The sequence below is a fragment of the Peteryoungia rhizophila genome (assembly GCF_004912145.1).
Lineage (GTDB): Bacteria > Pseudomonadota > Alphaproteobacteria > Rhizobiales > Rhizobiaceae > Allorhizobium > Allorhizobium rhizophilum.
In genome coordinates, this window is sequence record NZ_STGT01000010.1 from 22,613 (window position 1) to 49,576 (window position 26,964).

23 protein-coding genes are annotated in these 26,964 nt (G+C 61.5%); 9 read left to right on the forward strand and 14 right to left on the reverse strand.

The genetic code is table 11. The features are described 5' to 3' along the window. Nucleotides 1–18: 18 nt before the first annotated feature. The gene (locus E9677_RS24680; protein WP_136560725.1) at nucleotides 19–408 is read left to right on the forward strand and encodes a response regulator; all 390 of its coding nucleotides are present in this window, start codon (nucleotides 19–21) and stop codon (nucleotides 406–408) included. Between the two features lie 13 nt (nucleotides 409–421). On the opposite strand, the gene E9677_RS24685 is transcribed toward E9677_RS24680, so the two are convergent. After that, nucleotides 422–1,042 carry a riboflavin synthase subunit alpha gene (locus E9677_RS24685; protein ID WP_136560726.1) on the reverse strand — a complete coding sequence of 207 codons (621 nt, stop codon included), beginning with the start codon at nucleotides 1,040–1,042 and terminating at the stop codon, nucleotides 422–424. Nucleotides 1,043–1,270: 228 nt separating this feature from the next. Between E9677_RS24685 and E9677_RS24690 the strand changes: the two genes are divergently transcribed. From E9677_RS24690 to E9677_RS24705, 4 genes are all read left to right on the forward strand, one after another. Next, on the forward strand, nucleotides 1,271–2,200 hold the full coding sequence (locus E9677_RS24690; RefSeq protein WP_136560727.1) for a 1-phosphofructokinase family hexose kinase: 930 nt from the start codon (nucleotides 1,271–1,273) through the stop codon (nucleotides 2,198–2,200). Nucleotides 2,201–2,349: 149 nt separating this feature from the next. Then, nucleotides 2,350–3,486, forward strand: a complete 1,137-nt coding sequence (gene exbB / locus E9677_RS24695; protein WP_136560728.1) for a tonB-system energizer ExbB — start codon at nucleotides 2,350–2,352, stop codon at nucleotides 3,484–3,486. Between the two features lie 4 nt (nucleotides 3,487–3,490). Next, nucleotides 3,491–3,976, forward strand: coding sequence for a TonB system transport protein ExbD (exbD, locus tag E9677_RS24700; RefSeq protein WP_136560729.1), 486 nt, complete (start codon nucleotides 3,491–3,493; stop codon nucleotides 3,974–3,976). Further along, a complete protein-coding gene (locus E9677_RS24705) occupies nucleotides 3,973–4,902 on the forward strand; it encodes an energy transducer TonB (RefSeq protein WP_136560730.1) in 930 nt (309 codons plus the stop codon). The genes exbD and E9677_RS24705 overlap by 4 nt, the downstream gene beginning before the upstream one ends. On the opposite strand, the gene E9677_RS24710 is transcribed toward E9677_RS24705, so the two are convergent. The 3 genes from E9677_RS24710 to E9677_RS24720 form a co-directional block, all read right to left on the reverse strand. Next, a complete protein-coding gene (locus tag E9677_RS24710) occupies nucleotides 4,889–6,430 on the reverse strand; it encodes a bifunctional aminoglycoside phosphotransferase/ATP-binding protein (protein ID WP_136560731.1) in 1,542 nt (513 codons plus the stop codon). The two genes, E9677_RS24705 and E9677_RS24710, sit on opposite strands and share 14 nt — an antisense overlap. Nucleotides 6,431–6,553: 123 nt before the next feature. Beyond that, the gene (gene amaB / locus E9677_RS24715; protein WP_136560732.1) at nucleotides 6,554–8,095 is read right to left on the reverse strand and encodes an L-piperidine-6-carboxylate dehydrogenase; all 1,542 of its coding nucleotides are present in this window, start codon (nucleotides 8,093–8,095) and stop codon (nucleotides 6,554–6,556) included. 38 nt (nucleotides 8,096–8,133) lie between these two features. Further along, entirely contained in the window at nucleotides 8,134–9,417 is a 1,284-nt protein-coding gene (locus E9677_RS24720) for an NAD(P)/FAD-dependent oxidoreductase (RefSeq protein ID WP_136560733.1), read from the reverse strand. 160 nt (nucleotides 9,418–9,577) lie between these two features. Between E9677_RS24720 and E9677_RS24725 the strand changes: the two genes are divergently transcribed. Then, nucleotides 9,578–10,471, forward strand: coding sequence for a LysR family transcriptional regulator (locus tag E9677_RS24725; RefSeq protein ID WP_136560734.1), 894 nt, complete (start codon nucleotides 9,578–9,580; stop codon nucleotides 10,469–10,471). Between the two features lie 8 nt (nucleotides 10,472–10,479). On the opposite strand, the gene E9677_RS24730 is transcribed toward E9677_RS24725, so the two are convergent. The 3 genes from E9677_RS24730 to purU all read right to left on the reverse strand — a co-directional run bounded on the left by E9677_RS24730 (nucleotide 10,480) and on the right by purU (nucleotide 14,976). Then, a complete protein-coding gene (locus E9677_RS24730; RefSeq protein ID WP_136560735.1) occupies nucleotides 10,480–10,887 on the reverse strand; it encodes a DUF3307 domain-containing protein in 408 nt (135 codons plus the stop codon). A 161-nt stretch (nucleotides 10,888–11,048) separates the two neighbouring features. Next, nucleotides 11,049–13,976, reverse strand: coding sequence for an aminotransferase (locus E9677_RS24735; RefSeq protein WP_136560736.1), 2,928 nt, complete (start codon nucleotides 13,974–13,976; stop codon nucleotides 11,049–11,051). 115 nt (nucleotides 13,977–14,091) lie between these two features. After that, complete coding sequence (purU, locus tag E9677_RS24740; RefSeq protein WP_136560737.1) at nucleotides 14,092–14,976, reverse strand: formyltetrahydrofolate deformylase; 885 nt, start codon at nucleotides 14,974–14,976, stop codon at nucleotides 14,092–14,094. Nucleotides 14,977–15,305: 329 nt separating this feature from the next. On the opposite strand from purU, the gene E9677_RS24745 reads away from it, so the two are divergent. The 3 genes from E9677_RS24745 (at nucleotide 15,306) to E9677_RS24755 (ending at nucleotide 18,846) form a co-directional block, all read left to right on the forward strand. Next, the gene (locus E9677_RS24745) at nucleotides 15,306–16,382 is read left to right on the forward strand and encodes a glycoside hydrolase family 5 protein (RefSeq protein ID WP_235883098.1); all 1,077 of its coding nucleotides are present in this window, start codon (nucleotides 15,306–15,308) and stop codon (nucleotides 16,380–16,382) included. Nucleotides 16,383–16,537: 155 nt separating this feature from the next. Beyond that, the gene (locus tag E9677_RS24750) at nucleotides 16,538–17,722 is read left to right on the forward strand and encodes a glycosyltransferase family 4 protein (RefSeq protein ID WP_136560739.1); all 1,185 of its coding nucleotides are present in this window, start codon (nucleotides 16,538–16,540) and stop codon (nucleotides 17,720–17,722) included. Continuing rightward, nucleotides 17,722–18,846 carry a glycosyltransferase family 4 protein gene (locus E9677_RS24755; protein ID WP_136560740.1) on the forward strand — a complete coding sequence of 375 codons (1,125 nt, stop codon included), beginning with the start codon at nucleotides 17,722–17,724 and terminating at the stop codon, nucleotides 18,844–18,846. The genes E9677_RS24750 and E9677_RS24755 overlap by 1 nt, the downstream gene beginning before the upstream one ends. Before the next feature lie 27 nt (nucleotides 18,847–18,873). On the opposite strand, the gene E9677_RS24760 is transcribed toward E9677_RS24755, so the two are convergent. The 7 genes from E9677_RS24760 to epmA form a co-directional block, all read right to left on the reverse strand. Further along, complete coding sequence (locus tag E9677_RS24760) at nucleotides 18,874–21,342, reverse strand: glycosyl hydrolase 2 galactose-binding domain-containing protein (RefSeq protein WP_136560741.1); 2,469 nt, start codon at nucleotides 21,340–21,342, stop codon at nucleotides 18,874–18,876. 11 nt (nucleotides 21,343–21,353) lie between these two features. Then, the gene (locus tag E9677_RS24765; RefSeq protein WP_136560742.1) at nucleotides 21,354–22,319 is read right to left on the reverse strand and encodes a DUF1839 family protein; all 966 of its coding nucleotides are present in this window, start codon (nucleotides 22,317–22,319) and stop codon (nucleotides 21,354–21,356) included. A 7-nt stretch (nucleotides 22,320–22,326) separates the two neighbouring features. Continuing rightward, nucleotides 22,327–23,235: an amino acid--[acyl-carrier-protein] ligase gene (locus E9677_RS24770; RefSeq protein ID WP_136560743.1), complete on the reverse strand. Its 909-nt coding sequence runs from the start codon at nucleotides 23,233–23,235 to the stop codon at nucleotides 22,327–22,329. Nucleotides 23,236–23,239: 4 nt separating this feature from the next. Beyond that, nucleotides 23,240–24,421: an acyl-CoA dehydrogenase family protein gene (locus tag E9677_RS24775; RefSeq protein WP_136560744.1), complete on the reverse strand. Its 1,182-nt coding sequence runs from the start codon at nucleotides 24,419–24,421 to the stop codon at nucleotides 23,240–23,242. Further along, on the reverse strand, nucleotides 24,421–24,672 hold the full coding sequence (locus E9677_RS24780) for an acyl carrier protein (RefSeq protein ID WP_136560745.1): 252 nt from the start codon (nucleotides 24,670–24,672) through the stop codon (nucleotides 24,421–24,423). Before E9677_RS24780 ends, E9677_RS24775 begins: the two co-directional genes overlap by 1 nt. Before the next feature lie 162 nt (nucleotides 24,673–24,834). Next, nucleotides 24,835–25,881 carry a lysine-2,3-aminomutase-like protein gene (locus E9677_RS24785; RefSeq protein WP_408014782.1) on the reverse strand — a complete coding sequence of 349 codons (1,047 nt, stop codon included), beginning with the start codon at nucleotides 25,879–25,881 and terminating at the stop codon, nucleotides 24,835–24,837. Then, the gene (epmA, locus tag E9677_RS24790) at nucleotides 25,871–26,938 is read right to left on the reverse strand and encodes an EF-P lysine aminoacylase EpmA (RefSeq protein WP_136560747.1); all 1,068 of its coding nucleotides are present in this window, start codon (nucleotides 26,936–26,938) and stop codon (nucleotides 25,871–25,873) included. Before epmA ends, E9677_RS24785 begins: the two co-directional genes overlap by 11 nt. Nucleotides 26,939–26,964 lie beyond the last annotated feature (26 nt).

Genomic DNA, 26,964 nt, shown 5'->3' on the forward strand with positions numbered 1-26,964 from the left:
GGCAAAAGGAGACACAAGATGCGACCAGGACAGGCCCTCGCTATCGATACGATTCTCATCGTTGAAGACGATGTTTTCATCTCCATGGATGCTGCCGACGCCGTTGCGCGGGCCGGCGTCAATGTGATCACGACAGAAACCGTGCGCGACGCGCTCGAGATCCTCGACACCGAGCATATCTCGGGTGCCATCCTAGACTTCATGGTCAAGGATGGAGCGGTTACGCCGATCGTGCAGAAGCTGCGCCGAAATGGCATTCCGTTTCGTATCGTATCGGGATCGGCGATAAAGGAGATCGAGGAAAAAGGAATTCCGCCGGAGCTATGCGCGGCGAAACCCGCTGACTATCGCCAAGTGCTCGTAGCACTCCTGAACGACGTTCCCTCAAGGCCGCACAGTCGCCATTGAGTTCGGTCGAGCGTCAGGTGCGCTTCATCATCAAGCGTTCGAGGGTGCGTTCCACAACGTCAACCATCACCATGGTCTGGTGATCGACTTCGATGTTCAACGCATCGCCGGGCTTGTAGCGCGGAAATGTCGTCTGGCGAAGGGTTTCCGGGATGAGGTTGATCGTGAACTCGTCGCCTTCCGCTTCGGCGACCGTCAGGCTGGCACCGTTTACGGCAAGATAGCCGCGCTTAAAGACGTATTTGGCCCAGTCTTCGGGCACCCGGAAGCGGATATGGGCGCCCGGCATTTCCATCTTCGCGCCTACGAGTTCGGCAATCGTCGCAATGTGCCCGGCAATATTGTGCCCGCCGTTTTCGTCGGTCGGTTTGGCCGAGCGTTCGATATTCACGCTATCGCCTGTCTTAAGAACGCCGAGATTGGTTCGCTCCAGCGTCGCATCCATCGCGTCGAAGGTCACGATCGGACCGTCCATCGATGTGACGGAGAGGCAAACACCTTCCACGTTGACGCTTGCGCCGATCTGCAGATCGACCATCAATCGTTCTGGCAACTCGATGAAGAAGGTGGTGTATCCATCATGACGGGTGATGGACTTGATCGGGGCGACGGTCTGGACAATGCCGGTATACATGAAACTTTCCTCGGTTATGCGCAGCGAAGGTAATGTCTCGCAGAGTAAAGACAATCCCTGCTCCGGGATCTCTGTGTTCAGCGTTTCGTCGTGGAAGGAACGCTGAACGGACACGCTGGTTGGGTGCATGCTGCTTTCGACCGGGTTGCGAGCCTGCTTTCGGTTGTCCTAGATCTGTCGCATGGATGCGGCAGTCTCCGCTCCACATTTCCAGCTGGTGGTTACTCGATGACGAAAATTCTCTGCCTCGCTCTCAATCCGGCCATCGATATCTCCAGCGATGCCGAGGTCGTGCGCCACACGCACAAGACACGCACGCATAATCAGCAGCAGTTTCCGGGCGGCGGTGGCGTCAATGTGGCACGTGTGATCGCAACGCTCGGCGGTACGTGTGAGTTGATGTTCCTCTCCGGTGGCGCAACCGGCGAACTGCTCGAAGCCATGCTGAAGCGGCTGCCGATTGCCGCCCGACCTTTCCCGATAAAGGATCCGGTGCGCGTTGCGTATGCGGTGCATGAGACATCCACCAATCTCGAGTATCGCTTCGTGCCGGAAGGGCCGCTCGTGACGGCCAGCGAACTGGCTCCCCTCTTCGAAGCGATCAAGGCGAGCGATGCCGAAGTCGTCGTGGCGAGTGGCAGCCTGCCACGTGGCCTGCCCGACGATACCTATGTGCAGCTTGCCGAGATCGTCGCCTCCAAAGGCGCGCGGCTGGTACTGGACACGTCCGGGCTTCCTTTATCGGAGGCGCTGTCTCGATCGCAGATGTATTTGGTGAAGCCGAGCCTGGGTGAGTTCGAGGCGTTTCTTGGGCGGAAGCTGACACATGATGAGGTCGGACCTGCGGCGCAGGACTATGTTCGGACCGGTGCGGCCCAATACATCGCGGTCACGCTCGGTGGAGATGGGGCTGTTCTTGCCGCCGCGGATCGGATCATCAGGCTGCCGGCCATTGACGTTCCCGTGAATTCCGCGACCGGAGCGGGGGACAGTTTCGTCGCTGGTATGGTCTGGGCGCTGGCCGAGGGGTGGGATGTCGAGGAGGCGTTCCGGTTTGGCCAGGCTGCAGGGGCGGCCACGGTGATGACCGCCGGAACCGAGCTTTGCCGTCGCGGTGACGTGTTCGACCTGTTCGAGCGTGAGACGCGGCGCGGCTGAGCCCAGTCGGCTTGATCACCTCCGCGGGAAAACCGCGCATGGTTTGTTTTATTACTTGTCACCGATAATCAAGTTTTATATTGGAGGGCAACGTGAAGGCGCGGCCCACGGCGCCTGATTTTTATCATTAGATTTAAAAGGAGCTCCCAATGCCGCTCACTCATTCGGGACCTTCGCTCAAGCGATTTGGCCTTCTGCTGACTATACTTCTGTCTGCTGCAGCCGTTCAGGCGCAGGAGACGACCCCCGTCGTCGGCGAGCCTCCGATCGTTGTCCCACAGGTGACGACGGAGACAGCTCCGGCAGCTCCGTCGACAACTGACAGACAAGGTGCCGAGCCCCCTACGGCGGCCCCACCCATGGTTTCGCCCGATCTGGCTGCACCTGTCTTGAACGAGACAGTGGCACCAACTGCGACGGACACGCCGATCGCTCCGACAGCTGCACAAGTGCCGGCTCCTGTGCCGGCGACCGGTACGGATGCCACCGGAGTCGAACCCGCTGTGGATGCTCAGATGCCGTCAACGCCTGCCGCTGCCGACCCGCCGCCAGCCGCCGCCGATACAGGTCTTCCGCACGACCTTTCGCCCGAAGGCATGTTCATGGCCGCGGACTGGGTCGTGAAATCGGTGATGATTTCGCTGGCATTCGCCTCGATCCTCACTTGGACTGTCTGGCTTGCCAAGTCGCTTCAGCTCTTCGGAGCGCGGGCGCGGGCAAAGCGTGGCCTGAAGGCCGTGACCCAGGCGCGCCAGTTGCAGGATGCGCTGCAGGCGCTCGAAAAGCGCGGTGGTGTGGTGGCAACCATGGTGCGCGCGGCGCAGCATGAAATGAGCCTCTCTGACGCCGCTATCGACCAGGTCGGTGGTGACGGGGTGAAGGACCGTGTAGCTTCGGCGCTGGCGCGGATCGAGGCCCGCGCCGGACGCCAGATGTCGAACGGTACCGGCGTTCTCGCGAGCATCGGCTCGACGGCGCCGTTCGTCGGCCTGTTCGGTACCGTCTGGGGCATCATGAACTCCTTCATCGGCATTGCCGAGACACAGACGACCAATCTCGCGGTCGTGGCGCCGGGTATCGCAGAAGCGCTGCTCGCGACGGCCGTTGGCTTGGTCGCTGCCATTCCGGCCGTCATCATCTACAACGTGTTTGCCCGGTCCGTGACGGGATACCGCCAGCTGCTCGCCGATTCCGGCGCCGGCATCGAGCGCCTCGTCAGCCGTGATCTCGACTTCCGGAAGAGTGCCCGGATTACCCAGGCGACAATGGCGATGGCGGCGGAGTGAACTGATGGCCGGTGGTATCCGCGAAAACAGTTCAGGCGACGATCTGGTCGAGAACCACGAGATCAATGTGACGCCGTTCATCGACGTCATGCTTGTGTTGCTGATCATCTTCATGGTCGCGGCCCCGCTCTCGACGGTCGACGTGAATGTGGATCTGCCGGCGTCGACGGCGAAGCCCGCCGAGCGGCCGGATGAGCCCGTCTACGTGACGCTGAAGGAAGACATGAGCCTGTCGCTCGGCAATGACACTGTTGCCCGCGAAGGCCTCGGCGCATCGCTCGACAGGATGACCGAGGGCAACAAGGATGCCCGCGTCTTCCTGCGCGCCGACAAGACTGTGGACTATGGCCAGTTCATGGAAGTCATGAACCTGTTGCGGGATGCGGGTTACCTGAAGATTGCGCTCGTCGGTCTGGAAAGCCTGCCGGCAGCGCAACAGCCGCAGGCAGATCCGGCGCCCGCGCCTACGCCGGCGGAGACCGCGCCATGATCGAGCCCCGCTCCACGAAGCGCGCCATCGGCGAGGGGCTGTTGTGGACTACGGCCGGCCTTTTGATTGCCACCGCGCATGCGGGCGCCGTTGCTGTCCTCCTGCGCGAGCCCGAGATGGTCGTTGCCGACAGCGGGCCGCCGCCCGCGATCATGATCGAGCTTGCGCCCGAACCCGAAGCTGTCATCACCGAAGAAAACGAGATCTCGACCGAGCAGGTCGACGCCGAAGAAGTGAAGACTGCGAGCAGTGAGCCTTTGCCGGAGCCTGTCCCAGAACCGGTTGAGCAGCCTTTGCCAGAGCCTCCCTTGCCGGAGCCTGAGCCCGAGCCGGAAGTGACGGAGGCGCTGCCTGAACCGCCTCCCGTGATCGAACCCGAACCCTTGCCCGAACCGCCGCCGGAGATCGACCCGGTCGAGCAGATGGTGATGGCGGAACTCGAGAATGTCGAGGTTCCGATCCCCATGATGCGGCCGCCGGTGCCCAAGCCGGCTGTAGAAAAGAAGAAAGAACCCGCGCCGAAGAAAGTGGTGAAGAAGCAGGTTCAGCCGCCGGCTAGCCAGGCTGCGCGCACGGCCAAGGCCGAGGTGGCCCAGTCGACCCGCAATGCAGCTTCGGCGACGGCCAATGGTTCCGGTCGCAGCGTTTCGCCAGCACGATGGCAGTCGCGGCTGATGTCGCATCTCGAGCGGCGTAAGCGTTATCCCAGCGCCGCGCGCAGCAACCGCGAAGAGGGCACGGTCTATGTGCGCTTCCGGATCGACGATTCAGGGAATGTGCTTTCGGTCTCGTTGTCCCGCTCGTCGGGATCCCAAACGCTCGACAGTGCCGTATTGGACATGGTGCGGGCGGCTTCTCCGGTCCCGGCACCCCCTGAAGGTGTCAATAAGACGATTACGGCTCCGGTGCGGTTCAATCTTCGCTGAGGCGATCTTCCGCCAGAAGCGACATCGCTTCGCTGGCCACAAGCGCGCGGGGCCTTCCTGCATCTAATCGTGTCCAGCTGATCTCGCCGGTGCCACGTGATAGCTGCTGATCCAGGACTGTGACCGTAGCGTCGGAGTCGGTGACGGGGCGCGTTTCGATACGGGACCGCAGGATCGACTGGTCGGCCTCCAGCCAGAGGCCGACGAAGCGGAGACCGGATTTTTTCGCGACTTGCTCAATGGCTTGCCGCTCCTCCGCATTGGTGAAAACAGCATTGGCGACCACCGATCCGCCTGCACGAGTGACCAGTTCGGCCTTTTCGACCAAGGCAGCATAGACCTTCGCAGATACGTCCGGCCGATAGGCTTCGGCCGGCATCGGCGTGCCCCTGGAATAGCGGAGCATTGCGCGGCGAAGGCGATCGCTTTCGAGAAGCCGCGCTCCTGGCGCGAGGCCCAGATGAGGGGCCATCGCTTCGGCAAGCGTCGATTTGCCAGAGCCGCTCAAGCCGCCGATTGCGATCAGTATCGGTTCTTTGTCCTGCAGCAAGGATTGCGCCAGGTCTCTGTAGGCTCGCGCTTCTTCGGCCGCATGTCCCGTCTGGTCTCCCAGATCCCGCAACTGCGTCGCGCCGACATGGGCGCGGATCGCGGCCCTCAGCGCGAGTAGGAATGGGAAAAGGCCGTAACCCGCATCGTCTCCAGTCCTGTCGAGATATCGGTTGACGACCGCATTGGCGAAGTCCGGCAAGTCGCGGTGCCAAAGGTCCGTCAGCAGAAAAGCAAGGTCATAGAGGATGTCGGTTGTCGCAAGGTGATCGTTGAAGTCGATGCAGTCGAACATCCGTGGTCCTTCTGGACCGAGGAAGATGTTGTGGAGATGAAGATCGCCGTGGCAGTGGCGGATCATGCCGGCGCGCTCGCGCTCGTCGAGCAGTTGTCCATGGCGGTCGAGGGCGTTGCGGAAAAGTCGCGTCAGATACTCCGACTCTTGCGCCGAAAAGAGGGTCACTGCTGAAAAGGCTGCATGATTGATGTCGAGTACCGCAGAAAGGTTCTCCCGGCCACTGCCCGAATGCAGGATCTCGGCACTCTTGTGAAAGTCCGCAATGCGTTCGGCAGTCTCTTCCATCAGAGGCTTGGACAGCTGGCCGCACTCCGCCATGTGATCGAACAGCAGGTCCTGGGCAAAGCGATGCATCTCGACGACGTAGTCGATTGTCCTGCCATCGCCGTCAAATGAGGTTTTACCGGAGGCGTCTCGCGTGATGCCCCTTATGCCGCAATAGATCTCAGGTGCCGTGCGCATGTTGAGCGCGAGTTCCGCTTGGCAATAACGCTGTCGTAGCTTGAGTGTCGAGAAATCGGCATAGGGTAGCCTTACGGCCCGCTTGAGTTTGTAAGCCCTATCGCCCGCTAAAAAGATCAGGGAAATATGGGTCTCGATCACCTCGACGGGCGCGGTTATCCCGTGGCTCGCGGGGTCTCTGAGAAAGGCGATCGCGGCAGACTGATCCTCGACGAACATGCATCCCTCACGCGTGACGGCTGCATCAGTCTCCCTCATCCCAAGGCCGAAGGCCAGCGTCCAGCCCATGGACCTTTGTCGCAGGGGCAGAGGGCCGGCGGATTGCCGCCGGCCCTCCTGATATCAGTCGATGTCGAACTTGACGCCCTGGGCGAGCGGCAGGGTGCGACCGTAGTTCACCGTGTTGGTCTGGCGGCGCATATAGGCCTTCCAGCTGTCCGAGCCGGACTCACGACCGCCGCCGGTTTCCTTCTCGCCACCGAAGGCGCCACCGATTTCCGCACCCGATGGGCCAATATTGACGTTGGCGATACCGCAATCGGAGCCTCGGTCGGAGACGAAGGCTTCGGCTTCGCGGATGTCGTTGGTGAAGATCGACGAGGACAGGCCTTGCGGCACGTCATTGTTGAGGGCCAGCGCCTGGTCAAACTCGCTGTACTTGATGACGTAGAGGATCGGCGCGAAGGTTTCCTCGACGACCGGGCCGCACTGGTCCGGCATTTCGACGAGGGCCGGGCGCACGTAGAAGGCGTCTGCTGCTTCGTCAGAGCGGACGCGATCTCCGCCATGCACCTTGCCGCCATTTGCCTTGGCGGCTTCGAGTGCATGCTGCATGCGCTCAAAGGAGCCCTTGTCGATCAGCGGCCCGATCAGGTTGCCGGCTTCCAGCGGATTGCCGATGGTGACGGAGCCATAGGCCTTGATCAGGCGCGGCACCAGCGTGTCGTAAACGCTCTCGTGGACGAAGAGGCGACGCAGACTTGTGCAGCGCTGGCCGGCTGTGCCCATGGCGGAGAAAGCGACGCCACGGAGCGTCAGATCGAGATCGGCGGTCGGGCCGACGATGGCGGCATTGTTGCCGCCGAGTTCGAGGATCGAGCGGCCGAAGCGGGCAGCGACGCGCGGGCCGACGGCGCGGCCCATGGCTGTCGAGCCAGTTGCCGAGATCAACGGCACCTTCGGATGATCGACGAGGATCTCGCCGATGTCACGGCCGCCGATCAGCAGCGTCGCGAGATTGGCCGGGGCCTTGCCGCCTTGAGCATTGTAGCGCTTCACGGCCTTTTCGAAGATCGCATGGGTGGCGATGGCGGTGAGCGGCGTCTTTTCCGAGGGTTTCCAGATCGTGGAGTTGCCGCAGACGAGGGCGAGGGCTGCGTTCCAGGACCAGACAGCGACGGGGAAGTTGAAGGCCGAGATGATGCCGGTGACGCCGAGCGGGTGCCAGGTTTCCATCATGCGGTGTTCTGCGCGTTCGGTCGCGATCGTCAGGCCGTACAGCTGACGCGACAGGCCGACGGCGAAATCGCAGATGTCGATCATTTCCTGGACTTCGCCGAGGCCTTCAGAGGTGATCTTGCCGACTTCGATGGAGACGAGACGGCCGAGTTCGGTCTTGGCGGCGCGCAGTTCCTCGCCGAGCAGACGGATCAATTCGCCGCGCTGCGGGGCCGGTACAAGGCGCCACTCGAGGAAGGCCTTGTGCGCGGCGTCGATTGCCTTGCGGGTGTCGTCGGCGGAGATCTCGGCGACGGCTGCGATGGTTTCGCCGTTGATCGGCGAGCGAACCGAAAGCGTGCCTCCGGTCAGCGCCTTGGCGTCGACGCCGAAGCTTGCCATTAGAATTGCCGTTTCGGCGGAGAATTTGAGAGTGGCGAGGGTCATGGTGGTCCTTCCGTCAGGTCTACCTGGTTCTTGTTCGTTCAAAATCGTGCGCCGGTCAGATGCGCCACCTGGGCGCCAGCCTCGTACCATGCTTCCTTCAGGGCGCGGAAGGCTGGTGCTTGTGGGTCGGTGAGGGGCAGGGGCAGTTCTTCCTCTGATATCTGCCCGAGGATATGGCTTGCAATCGTCTTGCCGAAGACCGTGCCCGGTGAAATGCCGCGGCCGTTGTAGCCGGAGAAGCCGATAACGCCGGGGGCAAACTTGTGGAAGCGCGGCAGAGCATTGGTCGTCATGCCGATTTGGCCGTACCATTCGCTTTCGAATTCGATGTCGCCGATCTGCGGGAAGATCGCCTTCAGCGCGCGTTGTGCCCAGGCGCGGTGGATTGAAAGGCCTGTGCCGCGCAAGGCGCCGACGCTGCCGAAGATCATGCGACCGGCCTTGTCCATGCGGAAGGAGGAGAGCACTTCCTTCGTGTCCCAGCAGCCCTGGCGCTCCGTCAGTATCGACTTACGCAGGTTGTCGCTAAGGGGAACGGTGGCGAAGTTGAAATAGGGCAGGTGGACCTGTTCTTCGCGCACGGCGGCGAAGGGGCCGTGGCTGTAGGCATCGGTTGCGACGACAATCCATTGGGCATCGACGCTGCCGACGGCTGTTGTTACCCGCCAGCCGTCCGCGGTCTTCTCATAGGCTTCAACCGGGCTTGCCGTATGCAGAACCGCTCCGGCTTTTACGGCCGCATGGGCGAGGCCACGTGCATAGGCGAGCGGTTGCAACGTGCCGGCGCGGCGGTCGAGCAGGGAGCCCGCGTAGGCACGGGTGCCGATTTTGTGCTCGGTCTGCGCCTCGTCGAGTAGGTCCACAGGCGCAGCGCGACGCTGCCACTGCTCTGCGCGGTCCTCGATTTCCTTGCGTCCGGCGCTGCCGACGGCGCAGTGCAGGGTCCCTGATCGTTCGAGTTCGCATTCGATGCCGTGCCGGTCAATCAATTCCATGACCGTACGCGGTCCGTTGCCGAGCAGATCGAGCAGCCGTTCGCCATAGACGGGGCCAAGTTCACCTGGCAGATCGTCGGGCATGACCCACATGCCGGCATTGATCAGGCCGACATTGCGACCGGCGCCGCCGAAGCCGATTTCCTTGGCTTCAAGGAGAATGACACTGGTGCCGGCTTCTGCGAGGTGCAGTGCTGCGGAGAGGCCTGTGTAGCCGCCGCCGATGATCACGACGTCTGACTTCGCGGACCCTTCGAGTGCTGTCGTCAGCGGAGCGGCGGGCGCCGTCTTTTCCCAAAGTCCGTGGGAGCGAGGATCGTTCAGCATGATGGGCCCCGGGAGTATGCATGGTGCGGAGGCTGGCAATCCGGACATGGGTTCACGTCCGATATCATTCCGCCCCGTACAGTCTTGTGATTTCTAGAAGACCGTTCTACGCCATTCCAGCGATAAATTCTCAAGAGATCATTCCGAAAAGGCATGACCAATGCTGCCGGCGCGCCGTTTCCTCCCATCGCTTTCCCTACTGACCGCCTTCGAGGCTGCGGCCCGGACGGGGAGCATCACGGCGGCTGCGCGTGAGCTGGACCTCACCCAGAGTGCCGTCAGCCGCCAAATCAAGGCACTTGAGAACCAACTCGAGGTCGAACTCTTCCTGCGCGAACGGCAGACGATACGACTGACAGTCGCCGGCGACAGCTATGCTCGCGAGATCCGTGAGGCGCTCCGGCGCATTTCGAGCGCTTCGCTCAACCTGCGCGCCAATCCGCATGGTGGAACGTTGAACCTCGCGATCCTGCCAACTTTCGGCGCGCGCTGGCTGGCTCCGCGGCTCGGCCAGTTCCTGGCGGCCAATCCGGGCATCACGATCAATCTGGTGACGCGGCTTTCACCCTTCGACTTCCGCCTCGATTCCATCGATGCCGCTATCCATTTCGGTGATGCGGTCTGGCCGGGAGCTGAACTCACTCTCTTAATGCAGGAAGAGACCGTTCCGGCCTGCAGCCCCGATTACAGGCGCAACCACGCGATCGAGAAGCCGGCCGATCTGCTCGCTGCGTCGCTGCTGCATCTCACCACGCGGCCCGATGCCTGGGAGCGGTGGTTCACCGAGAACAGTGTCGTTTTCGAAAGCGTGCACGGCATGCTTTTCGACCAGTTCGCCACAGCGTCTCAAGCGGCGATCGGCGGCCTGGGCGTCGCGCTGTTGCCGACCTTCCTGATCCAGGATGAGCTTGCGCGGGGCGATCTGGTTCCTGCCGTCGACCGGCCGATGCGGAGCGCACAACGCTATTATCTCGCTTTTCCGCGTGAACGGGCAGCGTATCCGCCTCTCGTCGCCTTTCGCGAGTGGATCGTCCGGGAATTGTCGCGGGTTTAAGACCTCGGTCAGCCGGCTATTGCCGTCGATGCGATCCAGACGGCGAAGACCAGGTGTGTCAGGTGATGAAGTGTCTGGTCGGTGCCGAGTAGCCACCAGTATGCGGCCTGCTCGACCTTGAACCGGTATCGCTGCTGGATGAGCGTCTTGCTCTTGTCGATCAGCCCGTGCACTACGAAATCGATCACGGCAAGCCAGGCCAGCTGCGGAGCGAGCAAGAGAGCGATAAGCAATGTGCCACCTGCATGCACCGAGACATGGGCGAGCAGCGGGGCAAGCCAGTTCTTCGGTTGTTCCTTGCCCTTTGCCATCCAGCTTGTCTGGAAAAGGAAGTCGGCCACCAAATGCTTGATGATGAACAGAGCCACGGCCCAGATGAGCAGCTGGGTGGAGATTTGCTCCGGCATGGTGGGCATGGAAATTCCTTCGGCATTGTGACCTGCCCGAAGATAGACCACTCTCCAAAACGCTGTGAAGCGGCCTTTTAGTCTACTCAGTTTTGCGCTTTGCGCTTCCTTTACATGAAGGTGGCGTTTCGCTGCTGTGCGTTAGGAAGATGGTAGTGCCTGTGGGGTTGTCACCAGCCGTCAGAAAGCACCTTTTCCAGCATGTCGACGAAGAAATCCGCACTTTCGCGGCTCAGGCAGAGCGGCGGCTTTATTTTCAGAACGTTAAGATGATCGCCCGTCGGTTGCATGATGACGCCGAGATCAAGCAACCTGTCGCAGATCGCTGCGGTCTCCTCCGATGCCGGCTCGAGTGTCTCCCGATCTCGAACGAATTCCAGCCCGAGATACAGACCCATGCCATGCACCGCGCCGACAAGCGGAAAGCGCTGCCCGAGAGCTTCGAGGCGGGCCTTGAGATGGTCCCCAGTGGCGCGTGCGTTCTCTTGCAGGCCTTCGTCGCGCATGATGTCGAGTACCGTCATGCCGACAACGCAGCTCACCGGGCTCCCTCCGGATGAAGAGAAAAAGTATCCTTCCTTCTCCAGACTGTCGGCGATCTCGCGGCGGGTAATCACGGCGCCGAGCGGCTGGCCGTTGCCCATGCCCTTGGCTACAGTGATCACGTCAGGCACCACGCCCTGCTCTTCGAAACCCCAGAAATGGTGGCCGAGACGGCCATAGCCGACTTGTACTTCGTCGGCGATGCACAGCCCGCCGCGTTCATGAACCAGGGCATAGACTTCGCGTAGGTATCCCGGGGGCAGCGGAATGCCGCCCGCATTGCCATAGACGCTTTCGGCGATGAAGCCGCCGAGCCGGCCGCCCGCGTTCTCGATCTCTGCGATCTTTTCGGCCACAGCTGCGACATAGGCTTCTGTCGATCCGTCGCCGCGATGTTTGCCCCTGTAGGTGTTGGGTGACATAACCGGATGAACCCAGTCGGGGCGGGTTTCGAGCGCGCGCGGATTGTCGGCGAGTGAGGTCGAGACGGCATCACTCGCAACCGTCCAGCCGTGATATGCTTCCAAGAGGCTGAGGATATTGCGATGGCCGCTATGGGCCCAGGCTAGACGCAGGGCCAGATCCACGGCTTCTGAACCCGAATTCACCAGAAATACCGTGTCGAGGCCTTCCGGTGTCAGCGATGCCAGGCGGTCCGAAAACTCCGCAACGGCAGCATAGTGGAAACGGGAGTTGGTGTTGAGCATTGCCCACTGTCTGCCAACGGCATCGGAAAGGCGCGGATGGCCGTGGCCGAGGATCGTGACGTTGTTGACCATGTCCAGATAGGCGCGGCCCTTCACGTCGAAGAGGTGCTCCTTCCAACCGCGTTCGATCTGCGGCGGGTCGGCGTAGTAGTTCTTTTGCGGTTTGGCGAAACTCTTGTGGCGGCGCTCCAGCAGGCTCTCGCTTTCGGGGGCTGGTGCATCGACACCGATGCCGAGCAGGCGAGAGGGAGATGGGCAGATGCGACGCCAGATGGCGCTCTGCTGGGGCCTCGCAAAGAGCGGAGGAACGAGATCCGGATCGCGGCAGAGCTGAATGCGCAGACCGCCAACGCCACCGGCGGCACCAGCCACTTTGCCGATCGCGTCTCCAGCGGTGATGCTCGCTCCGTCTTCTAGGCTGCAGTCGATGCCATCGAGATGCAGCGACAGGGCATGCGAAGACAGGATGAGATGATGCCCGTCGAGAACGATGGTGCCATCGAAGGGAGCGAAGGCTTCCGTCGCGCCGGGTAGACAGACATCGATATGCAGGGCAAAGGTGGCTGGCGGGGTCGGAGATAGAGGCTTGGTATAGGAGAGCCTGAATTCGCCGTAACGGGTCGAGGCGACACCGGTTTCCACGGCGGCGCGTGCAAGAAGCTTCCAGTCGATCTCCTGGTCCGCCCAGCTGTCGCGCGGCAGGTCCGGGCTGGTGACGGTGAGGTCGGTCAGGCGGAAATCGGCAGCCATGAGCGAGGGGAGCAGCGGATGCGAAATCTCGATTTCCGGCGCATCGATGCTCACGCTGGCTGCGTCCAGGATTGCGGCCTCCATCAACGGGTAGGGTGCCGAGGTGGCGACCTCGAATATTGTCCGTTCATGATCGACATTGCCCAAGACGTAGTCGTTGTCCGGATCGATCGCCAGCTGTTGCTCGCTGCTGGCGACTAGCACCCCTGCGCGTGCGACGATCAATGGCCACAGGGCTTTGAGCTCCGCCTCGTTGAGCGGGAAACGTTGGTGGAAGGCTTTTACCGCGGGCAAGATGAAAAATGGATCACCATCGGCATGGTGTAGCAGTGCCGCGCACGTGACGGCGAGATCGGCCACCAGCCAGCCATAGAGCACGTCGCCGAAGTCGATCACGCCGTCCGGCGTGAGGCGTCCGGAGGCGGCCGGTGTCGCGACGACATTGTCATCGGTGATATCGTGATGGATGGCCTGGATGCGCAGATCCGAGGCGAGCGGCTGAATTCGTTTGACCGCCATGATCATCGCCTTGGCGATTCGGTCTCGTTGCTTTTGGTCCGTGATGGATTTGAGGAGATGCAGCGCAACAGGGCCGGCGCGCCGCAAATCCCATTGCAGTTCGCGTTCGAGGCCAATGTGGCGGAAATCCTTCAGCCCACTCGCGACACGCGCCACCACATCACCCAGCGCGGCGACGATCTCGGGCGAGAGGTATTTCTGTCGCGTCAGCGGTTGACCATCGAGATAGGAGAGCAGCCGGACCCAGTAGCGCTCACCATCGAGCTCGATCTGCGGAATGTAGTCTCCCGTGAGGGCGGCGATCGGTTCGGGAATGCGCAAGCCGATGTCGAGACTGCGCAGATGGTCCATGGCGAGGTTTTGAGCTTCCAGCTCGTGGTGCGGATATTCCGCGCGCGTCACCTTCAGAACGAGGCGTTCGGTGCCGGTGTCGATCAGGAAATTGCGATCCTGCTGGCTACCGAGCTCCCGTATGGGGCCACTGAAGCCATAGAATTCGTTGAAGATGAACCTGGCGTCGGCAAGCGAGACGTTCGGGCGTGGCAATTCGGTGCGCTGGAGCAGAGCCGAGTCGGCCATACGGGTTCTCCCTTGGGAATCATCAGGGGAGATTAGCAGAGCGTTGCTTGGCGTCTATCCCGCAGGTCCGTGGCTGGAAAGACGATGGGCGCCGTTTCTGGCGCCCACTTCATTTTCAACCCATGCGCTCGGAGGCGTAGGAGCCCGGGCTTGCGGGGAAGACCACGGTGCGGTTGCCGTTGATGAAGGTTCGGTGGTGGATGTGGGCGTGAATGGCTCGCGCCAGCACCTGGCTTTCGACATCGCGGCCGATCGAGACGTAGTCGTCTGCCGACTGCGCATGGGTGATGCGGGCGACGTCCTGCTCGATGATTGGGCCTTCGTCGAGGTCGGCGGTGACGTAATGGGCAGTCGCCCCGATCAGCTTCACGCCGCGCTCGAATGCCTGCTTGTAGGGGTTTGCCCCTTTGAACGACGGCAGGAACGAGTGGTGGATGTTGATGATCTTGCCGGACATCTTCTGGCACATCTGGTCGGACAGGATCTGCATGTAGCGGGCGAGCACGATGAGTTCCGTGCCGGTCTGCTCGACGAGATCCATGATGCGAGCTTCGGCCTCGAGCTTGTTGGCCTTGGTCACCGGAATATGGTGGAAGGGGATGTCGTGATTGACGACGACCTTCTGGTAGTCGAAATGATTGGAGACGACGCCGACGATGTCGATCGGCAGTGCGCCGATCTTCCAGCGGTAGAGCAGGTCGTTCAGGCAGTGGCCGAAGCGCGAGACCATCAGCAGCACCTTCATGCGCTTGGCGGCATCATGCAGTTCCCAGTTCATGCCGAATTTCTCGGCGACGGGGACGAAGCCGTTTTCCAGCTTGGCTTCAGCGATACCTTCCTCCGAGATGAAGGAGACGCGCATGAAGAACTGGCCGGTGTGGAGGTCGTCGAATTGGGAGCTGTCGACGATGTTGCAACCCTGGTCCGCGAGATAACCCGAAATCGCAGCCACGATGCCTCGGGTCGACTGGCAGGATACGGTCAATACATAGCTCGTCATCGGTTCTATCATCTCCTCGGCGGGTGCGGCCGCGTGTCTCTATCGCATCTCCGGCGCGATCGGAAGCGCGTACCGAAGCGTGACTGTTGCCCTTGCGAAGGGGAGGCGCCGTAACGGGGGTGCCGTCCTTTCTTCGCGATGGCCAGAGATTAGGGCAGGAAATGCAAAACCTCGTTCCTATTGCGCCTTTCGAAGGCGCATCTTCGCCGTCGCCGTATCCCCGGCGGAGAAAACATCCGATCCCCCTGATCCTTGGCATTGACCTTTGGTGAAGCACCAATAACCTGCGCCCACCGCAGCTCCGAACCGAGATCATCATGGTGTTCCGAATGAAATTCCCCACCAGCAAAAGCACTATGCTCGATCTGCTGCGTGCCTCCGGTGTCGCACTCGGGCTCCTTGCCATGACGTCGCAGTCGGTGCTGGCAAGCGGGGCCTGCCTGCGCGGCGTCAATCTTGCCGGCGCGGAGTTCGGGGAGGAAGACGGTGTCTATGGCACGGCCTATACCTACCCAACCGACGAGACGATCGCCTATTTCGCCGACAAGGGCTTCAACTCCGTCCGGCTTCCGTTCTCCTGGTCTCGCCTCCAGACGTCTCTGGACGCTGAGTTCGATCCGGCGGAATTCGCTCGGCTGAGCGACACAGTGGTGCGCCTGCGTGCGGCGGGGCTGACCGTGGTCCTCGATCCGCACAATTATGCCCGGTATCGCGGTGAACTGATCGGCTCGCCGGCAGTGCCCTATGAGGCCTTCGCAAAATTCTGGAGCGAGTTGGCGTTGGCGTTCGGCAATCAGGATGGTGTCGTCTTCGGCCTGATGAACGAGCCACATTCCATGCCGACGGAGCAATGGCTGAGCGGCGCCAATGCCGCGATAGCCGCCATCCGTGGCGCCGGTGCCCGCAATCTCATCCTCGTTCCGGGAAATGCCTGGTCGGGAGCACATAGCTGGACCGGGGAAGATTATGGCGGTGCCAATGGCACAGTCATGCTCGGGGTCGAGGATCCCCTCGACCATTACGCCTTCGAGGTTCACCAGTACTTCGACGATGATTTTTCCGGCACCAAGGACAATTGCAGCCGGGCGGATGACGCCGTCGCTGCCATTGCAAACTACTCACAGTGGCTGCGCGACAACGGCAAGCGCGGGTATCTCGGCGAATTCGGCGTGCCGAAGGAAGAGGCCTGCATTCAGGCGCTCGAACGCATGGTCAGTGTCGTTGAGCGCGACCGCGATGTCTGGATCGGTTGGGCCTACTGGGCCGGCGGAGACTGGTGGCCGGAAGACGAGGCGCTGAACATCCAGCCGACGGCGGCGGGCGACCGCCCGCAGCTTCGGGGCTTGTCACAGGCCCTCACAGACTTTTCGCCTGCGGCATCGACCTGCCCTGCACTCGGCCCGTGAGGTCGGGAGCCGAGCGGTCGGTTCAATCTTGCCTGCGCATGGAGTAACCCATTGCGAATGCGAAGACTTCCCTTTGGCCCGAAAACTCGACTTTAACGCTTTTCCGTTAGGCAGGGCGGAAGACTGATTGGAATCATCCAACGCGAAGGTGCGGTATGGAGAGCATGACTGCGTCAGGGCCGAGTGCCGTGACAGGCTTGGCAAAGGGCGCGCGGATCGTGCAGATCGTTCGCCAATATACGCCGAGCCGCGGCGGCCTCGAAGACGTCGTTTCCAATCTCAGCCGCTCCCTTGTTGCCCGCGGATTCGCTGTGCGCGTGGTGACCCTTGATCGGCTGTTTCGCGCTCCCGATGAAGTGTTGCCGTCGCGAGAAGTGATCGACGGGGTCGAGGTCATGAGGATCCCCTGGCGGGGCAGCAGCCGTTATCCTCTGGCGCCTTCAGTTTTCCGGCATATCTCCGATGCGGATCTTGTTCACGTGCATGGCATCGATTTCTTCTACGACGCGCTTGCCTGGACACGACCGTTTCACCGCAAGCCGCTCGTCGCCACGACGCATGGGGGCTTCTTCCACACGAAGAACCATGCAACCATCAAGAAACTCTGGTTCCAGACTGCGACCCGCGCGTCTGCGCTCGCTTATGATGCGCTGGTCTGTTGCAGCCAGTCGGACCACCGGATGTTCGCGCCGATTGCCGGTAACAGGGCGCGATTGATCGAAAACGGTGTTGATATCGAGAAGTTCGCGGCGCTCGGCAGTGAGCGACCCGTGCGACGTATGGTGACGATCGGTCGGTTTTCCGTCAACAAGCGGCTCGATCGCCTGCTCGATGCCATGGCCTCCTTGAAGCAGCGGTCAGGTAGCTGGCATCTGGACGTTGTCGGTTCGCCGTCCGACCAGACCGAGGCGGATCTTCGGGCCGCAATCGCGGATCGTGGACTTGAGAAAGAAGTCCACCTCCATGTGGGTGTTTCCGATGCCGAGGTGCGCGAAGTGTTGTCCCAGTCGTCGCTCTTCGTATCCGCCTCGGAATATGAAGGTTTCGGGCTGGTGGCCGTCGAAGCGATGAGTGCCGGGCTGGTGCCTGTACTCCATTGCAATGATGCCTATCAGGCGCTCGCAACTCGCCATTCCGGGATTGCCGTGACCGATTTCTCCCGCGCCGACGCTGCTGCAACGGCGATTGAGGACGCCTATCAGGCGTTGGTATCTTCACCCCATCTTCGCTCGGACATGATGGTGGCAGCTTCTCAGCATTGCTGGTCGGACGTCTGCGACCGGCATGTCGCACTTTATCGGGAAGTCCTCGGATCCCGCCTGCAAGAGGTACCAGCTTAATGAAGTCGGTTTCCAAGCGAGTCCTGGTGGTCTCGGGTCATCACTTTGCCGATGCCCCGCGGCGCGTCGATCTCCACTTCATGTCGGATCAATTGCGCGAGGAGGGGGCGGCAGTCGATTTCCTGATCTGCCGGCTTAGTCCGCTTAGCCGCTTCGTCCATGACGGGCGCTACGAGCATGCGCTCACGCGTCCTATAAATGCATGGTTCCGGCTGGACGAGCGTCTTCAGGAGTTTGTCTGGTTTGCACCTTTCCACCCGATGAATTTGCGATACGGCTGGCTGAACGCGCTCGTGGCTCCGATTTATCGCCACTATGGGCATTTCCTGCCAAAGGCGGTCACGGAACGTTTGTCGGAATACTCCCATATCGTCATTGAAAGCGGGCCCTCGCCGCTGTTGACGCGCTACCTGCGTCGCCATGCGCCAAAGGCCAAGTTCATCTATCACGCGGCGGACCGGCTGGAGACGATCAGGGTGCATCCCTGCATCATCAAGGAGTTGAACGCCACCCTGCCGCTCTACGACCAGATCAGAATCATGGCAGAAGCGATGCGCGCTGATTTTGCGGCTCAGGATCGCGTTGTCTTCGTGCCGCACGGGATCAGCAAGGGGCTGTTCGATGCTGCGGCCACCAGCCCTTATGAAGGCTCGCGTCACGCAATCAGCGTCGGTGACATGATGTTCGATGCCGGGATGATCGAGACGCTTGCGGCTGCGAACCCGGACTGGACCTTCCACCTCTTCGGCAAGAAGGCGTTGCCGTCACAGCCGAGGGTCAACATCGTCGTCCATGGCGAAGTGTCCTTCGGCACGATCGTGCCGTTCATCAAGTTCGCCGATATCGGTATTGCACCCTACAGGGCCGGTGCCGGGGCTGACTATCTCAGCCAGTCTAGTCTGAAGATGATCCAGTACAGCTATTGCCATCTGCCGATTGTCGCTCCGCGCTTTGCGGCTGCTGGCCGGGACAATGTCTGTGCCTATGAGCCGGACGACCAGAATTCCATTCGGGCGGCATTCGAGCGCGCCAAGGGCATGGACCACTTGACGATCGATACGTCCGATATTCTCACTTGGGAAGACGTGGTCGCCCGGCTTTTCCACGCGCCGGGTACTGCCTGATTTCGATAGCCAACCAGCTCGGCGAGCTCAGGACAGGGTCTGGATTGTGCTGGTTCCGAGGTGACTCAGGGTGCCATGAGGCTTTTGTCCCGGCTGCACGTTCTCTCGCGGAGAGAGCCTGATACGCTTGGCGCGCCCTGGCGCAAGATGGAACCAGTCGTCTTCGGCGAGAAAATGCTCGAAGTCGATATGGACCGACTGCGCAAACTGGCTGGCGGTCAATTCGAGCCACCAGGTGCCGTCGACCTGATGGAAAGCGTGATCCACCTTCGAAGCATGCTTGGAGGTCTTGCGGCCCTGAGGAAAATGAAACGCTTCGGCTATGACAGCCTTATCGGTGTCAACGAGCCTCGCCACAGTGACGTCATGTGACGGTGGACCAAAACGATAGGCATAGGTGGTATCGAAGAAGGCCCCAAACATGTCTGTGGCTGGTACGCGATGGGCTGATCGGGCATCGAGCGAAAGGGGCCTGCTTGCAGACACCACTGGCTGGGCACCATCCCTGAGGCAGGCAATCTCAAGCGTCATGTTCTGACTTGTCGCGGTCTCGTTGACGAGGTGAATGTCCAGCCCGTTGGTGCCCTCGTCTGTCAGCAGGACCTGGATCGGGCGGAAGGCGCGCTTCAGGGCATACCAGACGGATTTCGGCTCGCCGGTTGAGTCGATGACACCCCATCCGGGGCCTGCCTCGAGATCCTGGAAGGTCCATGTGAGTGCGCCGCGGCAGGAGGACCCGCTTCTGCGCCATTCGGCGAAGGTTTCCGTGACGACCTCCGCCGTGGTCGCGCGAGCGTGGTCGACATAGGCTGAAGGGTTTTCCCGGCGTAGTCGTGCTGGATCGATTGCGTAGAGTTCTGCCAGATAGTGGTCTCGGACGTCCTCGAAATCCCAGGAGGCGCCCCGATCGCGCGGGACACGTGCCTTCCAGCGGGGGTCGTGTACTGCGGGCACCGCCAGTTGCGTGTCGAGCGTCCGCTGTTGCGGGACATGGGCAAAGGCCAGGCATTCGGCGGCAAAACGCACATTCGCCCGGCGGGCGTCTTCGAGCGGGCGCTGATAGGCACCGACGCCATAGTAGTGGGTGACGCCTTCGTTGGGCACAAATGGCATGCTTCCGCCATAAGGCGAGTTCGGAACATAGGCGACGTCCGGGCGATGATCCCTCACGGTCTGCGCCAGCGTCTCGGTGAAGAACGCGCCCTTCCAGATGCGCTCGGGAAGGCCGAGCATGGCGCCCTGCTGGAAGACTTCGCTGCCTCCGGCGATGACGGAGAGCGAGGGGTGCCCCTGCAAGCCGGCAAGAAGGGTCTCCACTTCGGTCGCAGCCTGCCTGGTGAATTCTTCGTCGGAGACGGGATAGTCGAAGTTTGCGAACATCAGGTCCTGCCAGACCATGATGCCCAAACGATCGCAGAGGCGGAAGAAATCTGCGCTCTCATAGGTCATGGTCCCGCCGATGCGGATCATGTTCATGTTTGCTTCGGCCGCCTTGGCGAGCCAAGGCGCATAGGCTTCGGCCGAACCCGGCAGCCGGAGGAGATCGGCATTGGTCCAGACGGTGCCGCGGCAGAAGACGGGCACGCCGTTGACCTTCAGCCCGAAGCCCTTGCCATCTTCGTCGCGGTCCACCTCGATGCGACGGAAGCCGACGAGGCCGAGCGGATGGATGCGCCCGTCGATCGCGAGCGTCACATCGTGAAGGTTGGGGTCGCCATGCGTCCTCGGCCACCAGGCGGCAATAGCCGGCAATTCGAGATTGGCAATAAAACGCCCGTTTGATGCCTTCTTGAACCGGGCCGTGCGGCCACAGCAGAGAATCGCCATTTCGGCGTCGGAGTCTGCCTGGAGTTCGACGGTCAGGTGTCCGGTGCCGAATTCGTCGAGATCGGCGTTGATGCGCAGCCCGGAGACGATGTCAGGCGATGGTCGGATAAGGGAGATCGGGCGGTACGGTCCGACGGGATGGATTTCGGGGCACCAGCCGGGCATGTGGCCGAGAAGAGTTGTCCTTGCGAGGCGAAGCCCCTGCTGATCGATCATCTGCGGTCGCCAGCGGGCCCTCGGTCCCTTCCTGTCGAGATGGGGCTGGAGCGCCCGGAAGCATATCGCCAGTTCGTCTTGGCCCGAGAGATCGAGCGCAAGGTCGACCGGTTCGAACATGCTTTCACATATGTGCGCCAAAGCACCGTTGACGAAGATTTCGGCAATGGTCGCGAGGCCTTCGAAGCGAAGCACAGCCGGACCGGGCGTTTCGCCTGCGAGCGACCGCCGATACCACACGTCCTTGTCATGCAGAGGGCTCGGATGGGCCGGATCGAAGAGGCCGGCCTCGGTCAGTGCTGCGGCGACGGTCCCAGGTACGAGGGCGGAAATGTTGAAGGCGGTTTGGGGCAGATTGGCCGGCTCACGATAGCGGCCTGCCTCGGTCATCATAAGGGTCCAGCCCTGCTCCAGGGGACGCATGTCCGCCCCCAGATAGATCGTCCCCGTCATCGTCTCGTCCTTCACGTCAGCCTTTGGCCCAGATCATCCATCAGCCGGTCCCAGGCCGCAATGGCAGGATCGAGGGCCGTCGCCAATGGATCGAACTTCTTGCGTGTCACGGCACGGGCGAGCTGGAACTGGACCGTCTTGGCGCATTCGCTGATCTTCAATGCTTCTGCGATCGCTGACCGGTAAGCCGGTTCGTCGAACCAGGCGAGGTGGCTCGCCAGCAGTTCGAAGTTAGCCCCGAACTGGCGCAGCGTGTTGAAAGCATATTTGTGAAAATAGCCGAAGGGGCGTTCGGCGACGGCCTCCACTTGTTTTGGAAAAACGGAGGCGAATTCGGCGATCGGATTTCCGTCGGGTCGGCGGGCGAAATGCCGGCGCAGAAGAGCGGTTGCGGTTTCCCGCTGATGTGCTGCCGAAATGGGTGCCTTCGGGAACTTGGCGAATTCTGTGTAGGGCAGGAAGGGCAGGGTGCCTTCGGACAGATTGCGCTGGAAGACGCCGTCGAAGTCGTCTCCCTCCAGACGGAAAAAGCCGCCGTTGTGGAAATAGTCCATTACCCGGTTTGTCGTGTCGAGGCGGTTGACGCCGACCGTGGTCTTGCCGTGCTCCTGCCGATAGCCGACACCCTGTGTGTCGGGCATGAAAAAGCTGTCCATTTCCACGAGGCAGAGGCGGCCGCGGGCAATCTGTTCACAGACATGGTTCTCGACCGTGTCGAAGATCGCAAGCTCGGTCACCCTGATGCCATAGAGCTGCTCGAGATCTTCGAGCGGCACCTTGAAGAAGGTGAACTGGTCGCCTTCGAAATCCTGCGTCAGCGTAAAGCCGAGCATGGCTTCGGGGACAAAGCCCGCGGCCGACAGCACTTCGATCCAAAGGTCGACATAGCAGTTGGTTTCAGGCCACATGCGCTCCTGGGCGTGGAGCGCATGTGGGATGTAGTTGTCCGGGTCGAGCCCGGGAAAGACGGATGCCATTGCGGGTTCAGCCCCACAGCGTCTTGCGAACGGCCTCCGGCCAGGCGGCAACGTCGAGGCCGTGCTGGGCGAAGAGGGCAAGCGCGATGCGCTCCAGACCGAAGCCGACACAGGCGGTGTGGGCGACCGAGCCGTCGGCGAGGTTCAGACCCCATTTCTGGCCGAAGGCGTCCTGATGGTAGTTGAAGCTCATGCAGGCCGTCTTGTTGGTCTGCGACGTCACAGGGATCAGGAGTTCGAACTTCAGATTCTGGTCGCGCTGGTTGTTGGCGAGCAGCCTGCCGGCTCGGCCGAAGAAAGGGTCGTTTGCCACATCGATTTCGACGTCGAGGCCGATCGATTTCATCATTTCGACGCCGCGATCCATCCAGGTCTGGCGGAACGTCGTCACATGAGCTTCGGTACCCATGCAGACATATTCGCGCATGCGGAACAGCTGCTGGCGGGCCGGATCCTTCGACGGCTCATGGCGGAAACAATAGGACTGCAGGTCGAAGAGGCCGCCTTCCATCGAGATCGGGCCGCGCTTGGCGACGGTCGGATAAAGCGGGTAGCAGGCAGCTGGCGTCAGGGCGATGTCGGTCGCCTGTTGCTCCTTCGTCCAGTCCTTGCCTTCTTCCATGCACTGAAGGAGGCTCAGGTGGTCGTGGTCATTGCCACAGAAGGAATGAACTGTGCCGGCGAGCTGCGGGAAGCTCTTCATGTAGCCGCTCGTCTCGAAAAAAGCGCGGTTCATGCCAGGCGGGAAGCGGATCGCCTCTGCGCCATCGGCGCCGCCTACCTTGTCGATCAGGCGCTCGAAGGCGGCGATCACATCCTCGAATTGGCCACTGCGTCCATAAAGGCCGTCGACGCCCGTGTCTATGAGGAGGCCGCTGTCGAAGAGGCGGTCCAGAAAGCTCACCTGCATATCCATGTCGTTACCCCAACAATCCGGTTTCTTGCTTGTGCACGAGCAGCATCGTCGCTGTGTTGCCGAGGATGCGGTCGTTGGAAATCATCAGTTCGGCGGAATGGGCATCCCGCAGATGGCGACCCAGGCTATAGGGGGTGCCGTTCTTGTAACCCATGATGCCGCAGATCCTGAGCGCCTGATGGATCACCGGCAGGATCATCTCGGAAGAGGCGATCTTGACGTTGTTCATGGCCACGGCGAAGCCCATGGTGGATAGGCGGTCCAGATCTTTCAGCGCCTGCTCGTAGGATGCGAGGCCCGCCTGAATATTGGACCGGATGACCTGCAACTGCCCCGACATTTCCGCGAGTTGCACGAGACCCGGTGGCTGGGTGCCGGGTGCCTTGCGAGCGGCGGCTCTGACGAATGTCTGCGCCTTGGCGAAGGCGTCGACGGCGATGCCGTACCAGAGTGCGCTCCACAGGAGATGGGAACTGGCCAGCATGGACTGTGCGGCGATCTCCGCGAAGGGCTTCGGCAGGATCTGTTCTGCCGGCGCCTCGCCCTTGAACAGAAAACCGTCGGAACAGGTGCCGCGCATGCCGAGCGTGTCCCAGACATGGGTCTGTTCCAGCGTGTATTGATCCCTGAGGAACACCGTCATGACCTGATCGGTCGGCGGCGCTTCCTTGTGGGCGCGGGACGTGATGAGGATCGCGTCGGCGTGCTTGCCGTAGGAAATGACGGTCGCGTCCTTCTCTAGCCGGCAGCGGTCGCCCTCGACCTCGATGGCACAGATCGAATTGCGCAGATTGCCGCCGATGCCGCCTTCTGTGGTGGCAGAGCCAAGAAGCCATTGGTCAGCGCAGATCCGGCGCATGAAGTCTCCGTGCCATGACGCATCGGTCCCATGCGAGACGAGGCTCGAGACCTTGATCTGGTGCATGGCGAAAATCATGGCGCTTGCGGCGCAGCCCTGGGCCATGATGGTGCAGAGTTCGGCGATCTCGGAGGTCGAGCGTCCCTCGCCACCGCAATCGACGGGGATCTGAATCCCGAGCAACCGTTCCGCCTTCATGGCGTCGACCGCTTCCTTGGGGAAACGGCCGGCTTTGTCGACATCGTCCGCGTGCATGGCGGCGATGGCCGCGACGCGAGATGCGCGTGCCTTCAGGCTCTTGTCCGTCGATGTGGAGGAGAGGTCCATCAGGCGACCTTTCTGTCCCCGACGATTGTCGCGACCGTCGCCTCTATGGCTGCGATACTGGCGAAGGATTTTCGGTTCAGGAGATGGTCCGGGAATTCCATGTCGAAAGCTTCCTCCAGGCCCAGCATCAGCTGTACCGAGGCGAAGGACGACAGTCCGGCGGCATAGAGATCTGCTTCGTTTGCAAGCGTTTCGACGGCGACGGGGAGGCCGCCAAGCTTTGCCAGCAGCGCGCGAATGGTTTCGTTCATCGTTATCCCTCCGGTCGGACGCTCAAAATTCTGTTGAGCGATTTCTTACAGAGGAAAGACGAAGTTTCCGCTAAGCAGATCGGTAAAGTTGGAATGAACGCATACGATGATCAGTGCCAAATCGAGCCACTTTGTCGGTTCTCTGTTCAGATCCGGTCCAAATCAGCCTTCGTAAGGCCGTTCATCGCCGTGACGATCGAGGATCATGTATCGATTTGGTCCAATCTCCCGCAGAGCACTCGATCCGATTTCAACTTTTCCGTAACCGCCGGGCAGATCGAGGATGTAGTGCGGGATGCAGAGGCCGGAGATTTTGCTGCGCAGCTCGCGCATGATGGCCTGCCCCTCGGCGATGGTCAGACGGAAATGTCCAGTGCCGGGGGCCATGTCGGGATGGTGCAGGTAGTAGGGCTTCACACCGATTTCGACAAAGGCGCGCATCAGTTCGGACAGCGTCTCGGCATTGTCATTGATGCCTCTCAGGAGAACGCTCTGGCTCAACAGTTGGACACCGGCTGCCGTAAGGCGGGCGCAGGCCTTGCGCACCTCTGGTGTGAGTTCGCGCGGATGGTTCACATGCAAAGCGAGGTAAACCGTCTTGCCGCCAGCTTTGAGCGCGTCGAGCAGGTCGTCCGAAATTCTGGTCGGGTCAACGGCCGGTACGCGGCTGTGAATGCGGACGATGCGGACATGGCCGATCGTCGCCAGTTCCTGCATGACCTCCTTCAGCCGTCGCGGCGAGAGGATCAGCGGATCTCCGCCGGTCAGGATCACTTCCCAGATCCGTTTGTCGGCGCGGATATAGTCGAGCGCTTTCCGCGATGCATCGGCGGAGAGATTGCCGTCCCCCTGTGGACCTACCATTTCGCGTCGGAAGCAAAATCGGCAATAGACCGGACAGACATGCAAGAGCTTCAGAAGCACACGGTCCGGATAGCGATGCACGATGCCTTCGACGGGTGAGTGTGGATGGTCGCCGATGGGGTCAGCACGCTCGTCAGGGTGTTCGACCAGTTCGCCTGCGGTCGGCACGTATTGGGCGGCAATCGGATCCTTAGGGTCGCTCGCGTCGATGAGCTCACGAACGGTCGGAGTGAGAGCGATGGCGTAGCGCTCGGCAACGAGATCGAGGGTGGCCGCCTCTTCCGCTCGGACGAGGCCCGCGGAGACGAGGTCGCTGACATTGCGCAGGGTCGCCTCAGCCAAGATGTGTCTCCGCCACCGGCGCCCATATCACCTGGTCGATCCTGAGCGCGCCTGTTGCGAGCATGACAAGTCGGTCGAAACCGAGTGCTATGCCGGAGGCTTCCGGCATTTCCGCCAGGGCTTCGAGAAAGTCCTCGTCGAGCGGATAGGTTTCGCCGTAAACCCGCTGTTTCTCGACCATCTCGGCTTCGAAGCGACGCCGTTGTTCGGTGGGATCCGTCAGTTCGCCGAAGGCATTGGCCAGTTCGACGCCGCAAGCATAGACCTCGAAGCGTTCTGCCACGCGCGGATCGTCGGCACAGGGGCGTGCAAGCGCTGCTTCTGCGACCGGGTACCGGTCAAGAATGGTAACGCGACCGTTGCCGAGGTTCGGCTCGATCTTCTCGACGATAACGCGGCTGAAAAGATCCGCCCAGGTATCATCGTCTGCGACACGGATGCCGACTGCCTGCAGCTGCTTTGCCAGCATGTTTCGATCCGTGCTGCCGTCGGCGCCAATCGTGGCCAGCAGGTCGATGCCGGCATGACATGTGAAGGCGTCTGCGACCGAGATCCGTTCGGGATCTGCAAAGGGATCGACGGTCTTGCCGCCATAGGCAAATTGCTGCGTGCCTGCCGTGCGGGCGGCGAGCGCGATCAGGTCGGCGCAATCCTGCATGAGTTGCTCATAGTCCTCTCCGACGCGGTACCATTCCAGCATGGTGAATTCCGGATGGTGGAGGGGCCCGCGCTCGCGGTTGCGATAGACATGGGCGAAACAGGCGATACGGGTTTCACCGGCGGCGAGCAGTTTCTTGCAGGCAAATTCGGGAGATGTATGCAGGTAGAGCGGGACGGCTGAGCCATCGTGGCCGATCGCTTCGGTGTGGAAGGCATGCAGATGGGCTTCGTTGCCGGGCGAGACCTGCAGCGTTGCCGTATCCACTTCGACAAAGTCTTCGCCCGCGAAGCGGGCGCGGAAAGCCGCCTGGATCCGGTTGCGTCCGATCAGGAATGGCCGTCGATCGGCATGGACCGACGATGTCCACCACGCAGGGGCTGAACGGCTGCGGTCAGACATTCCGGATTCTCGATCCTTCTCTCAAC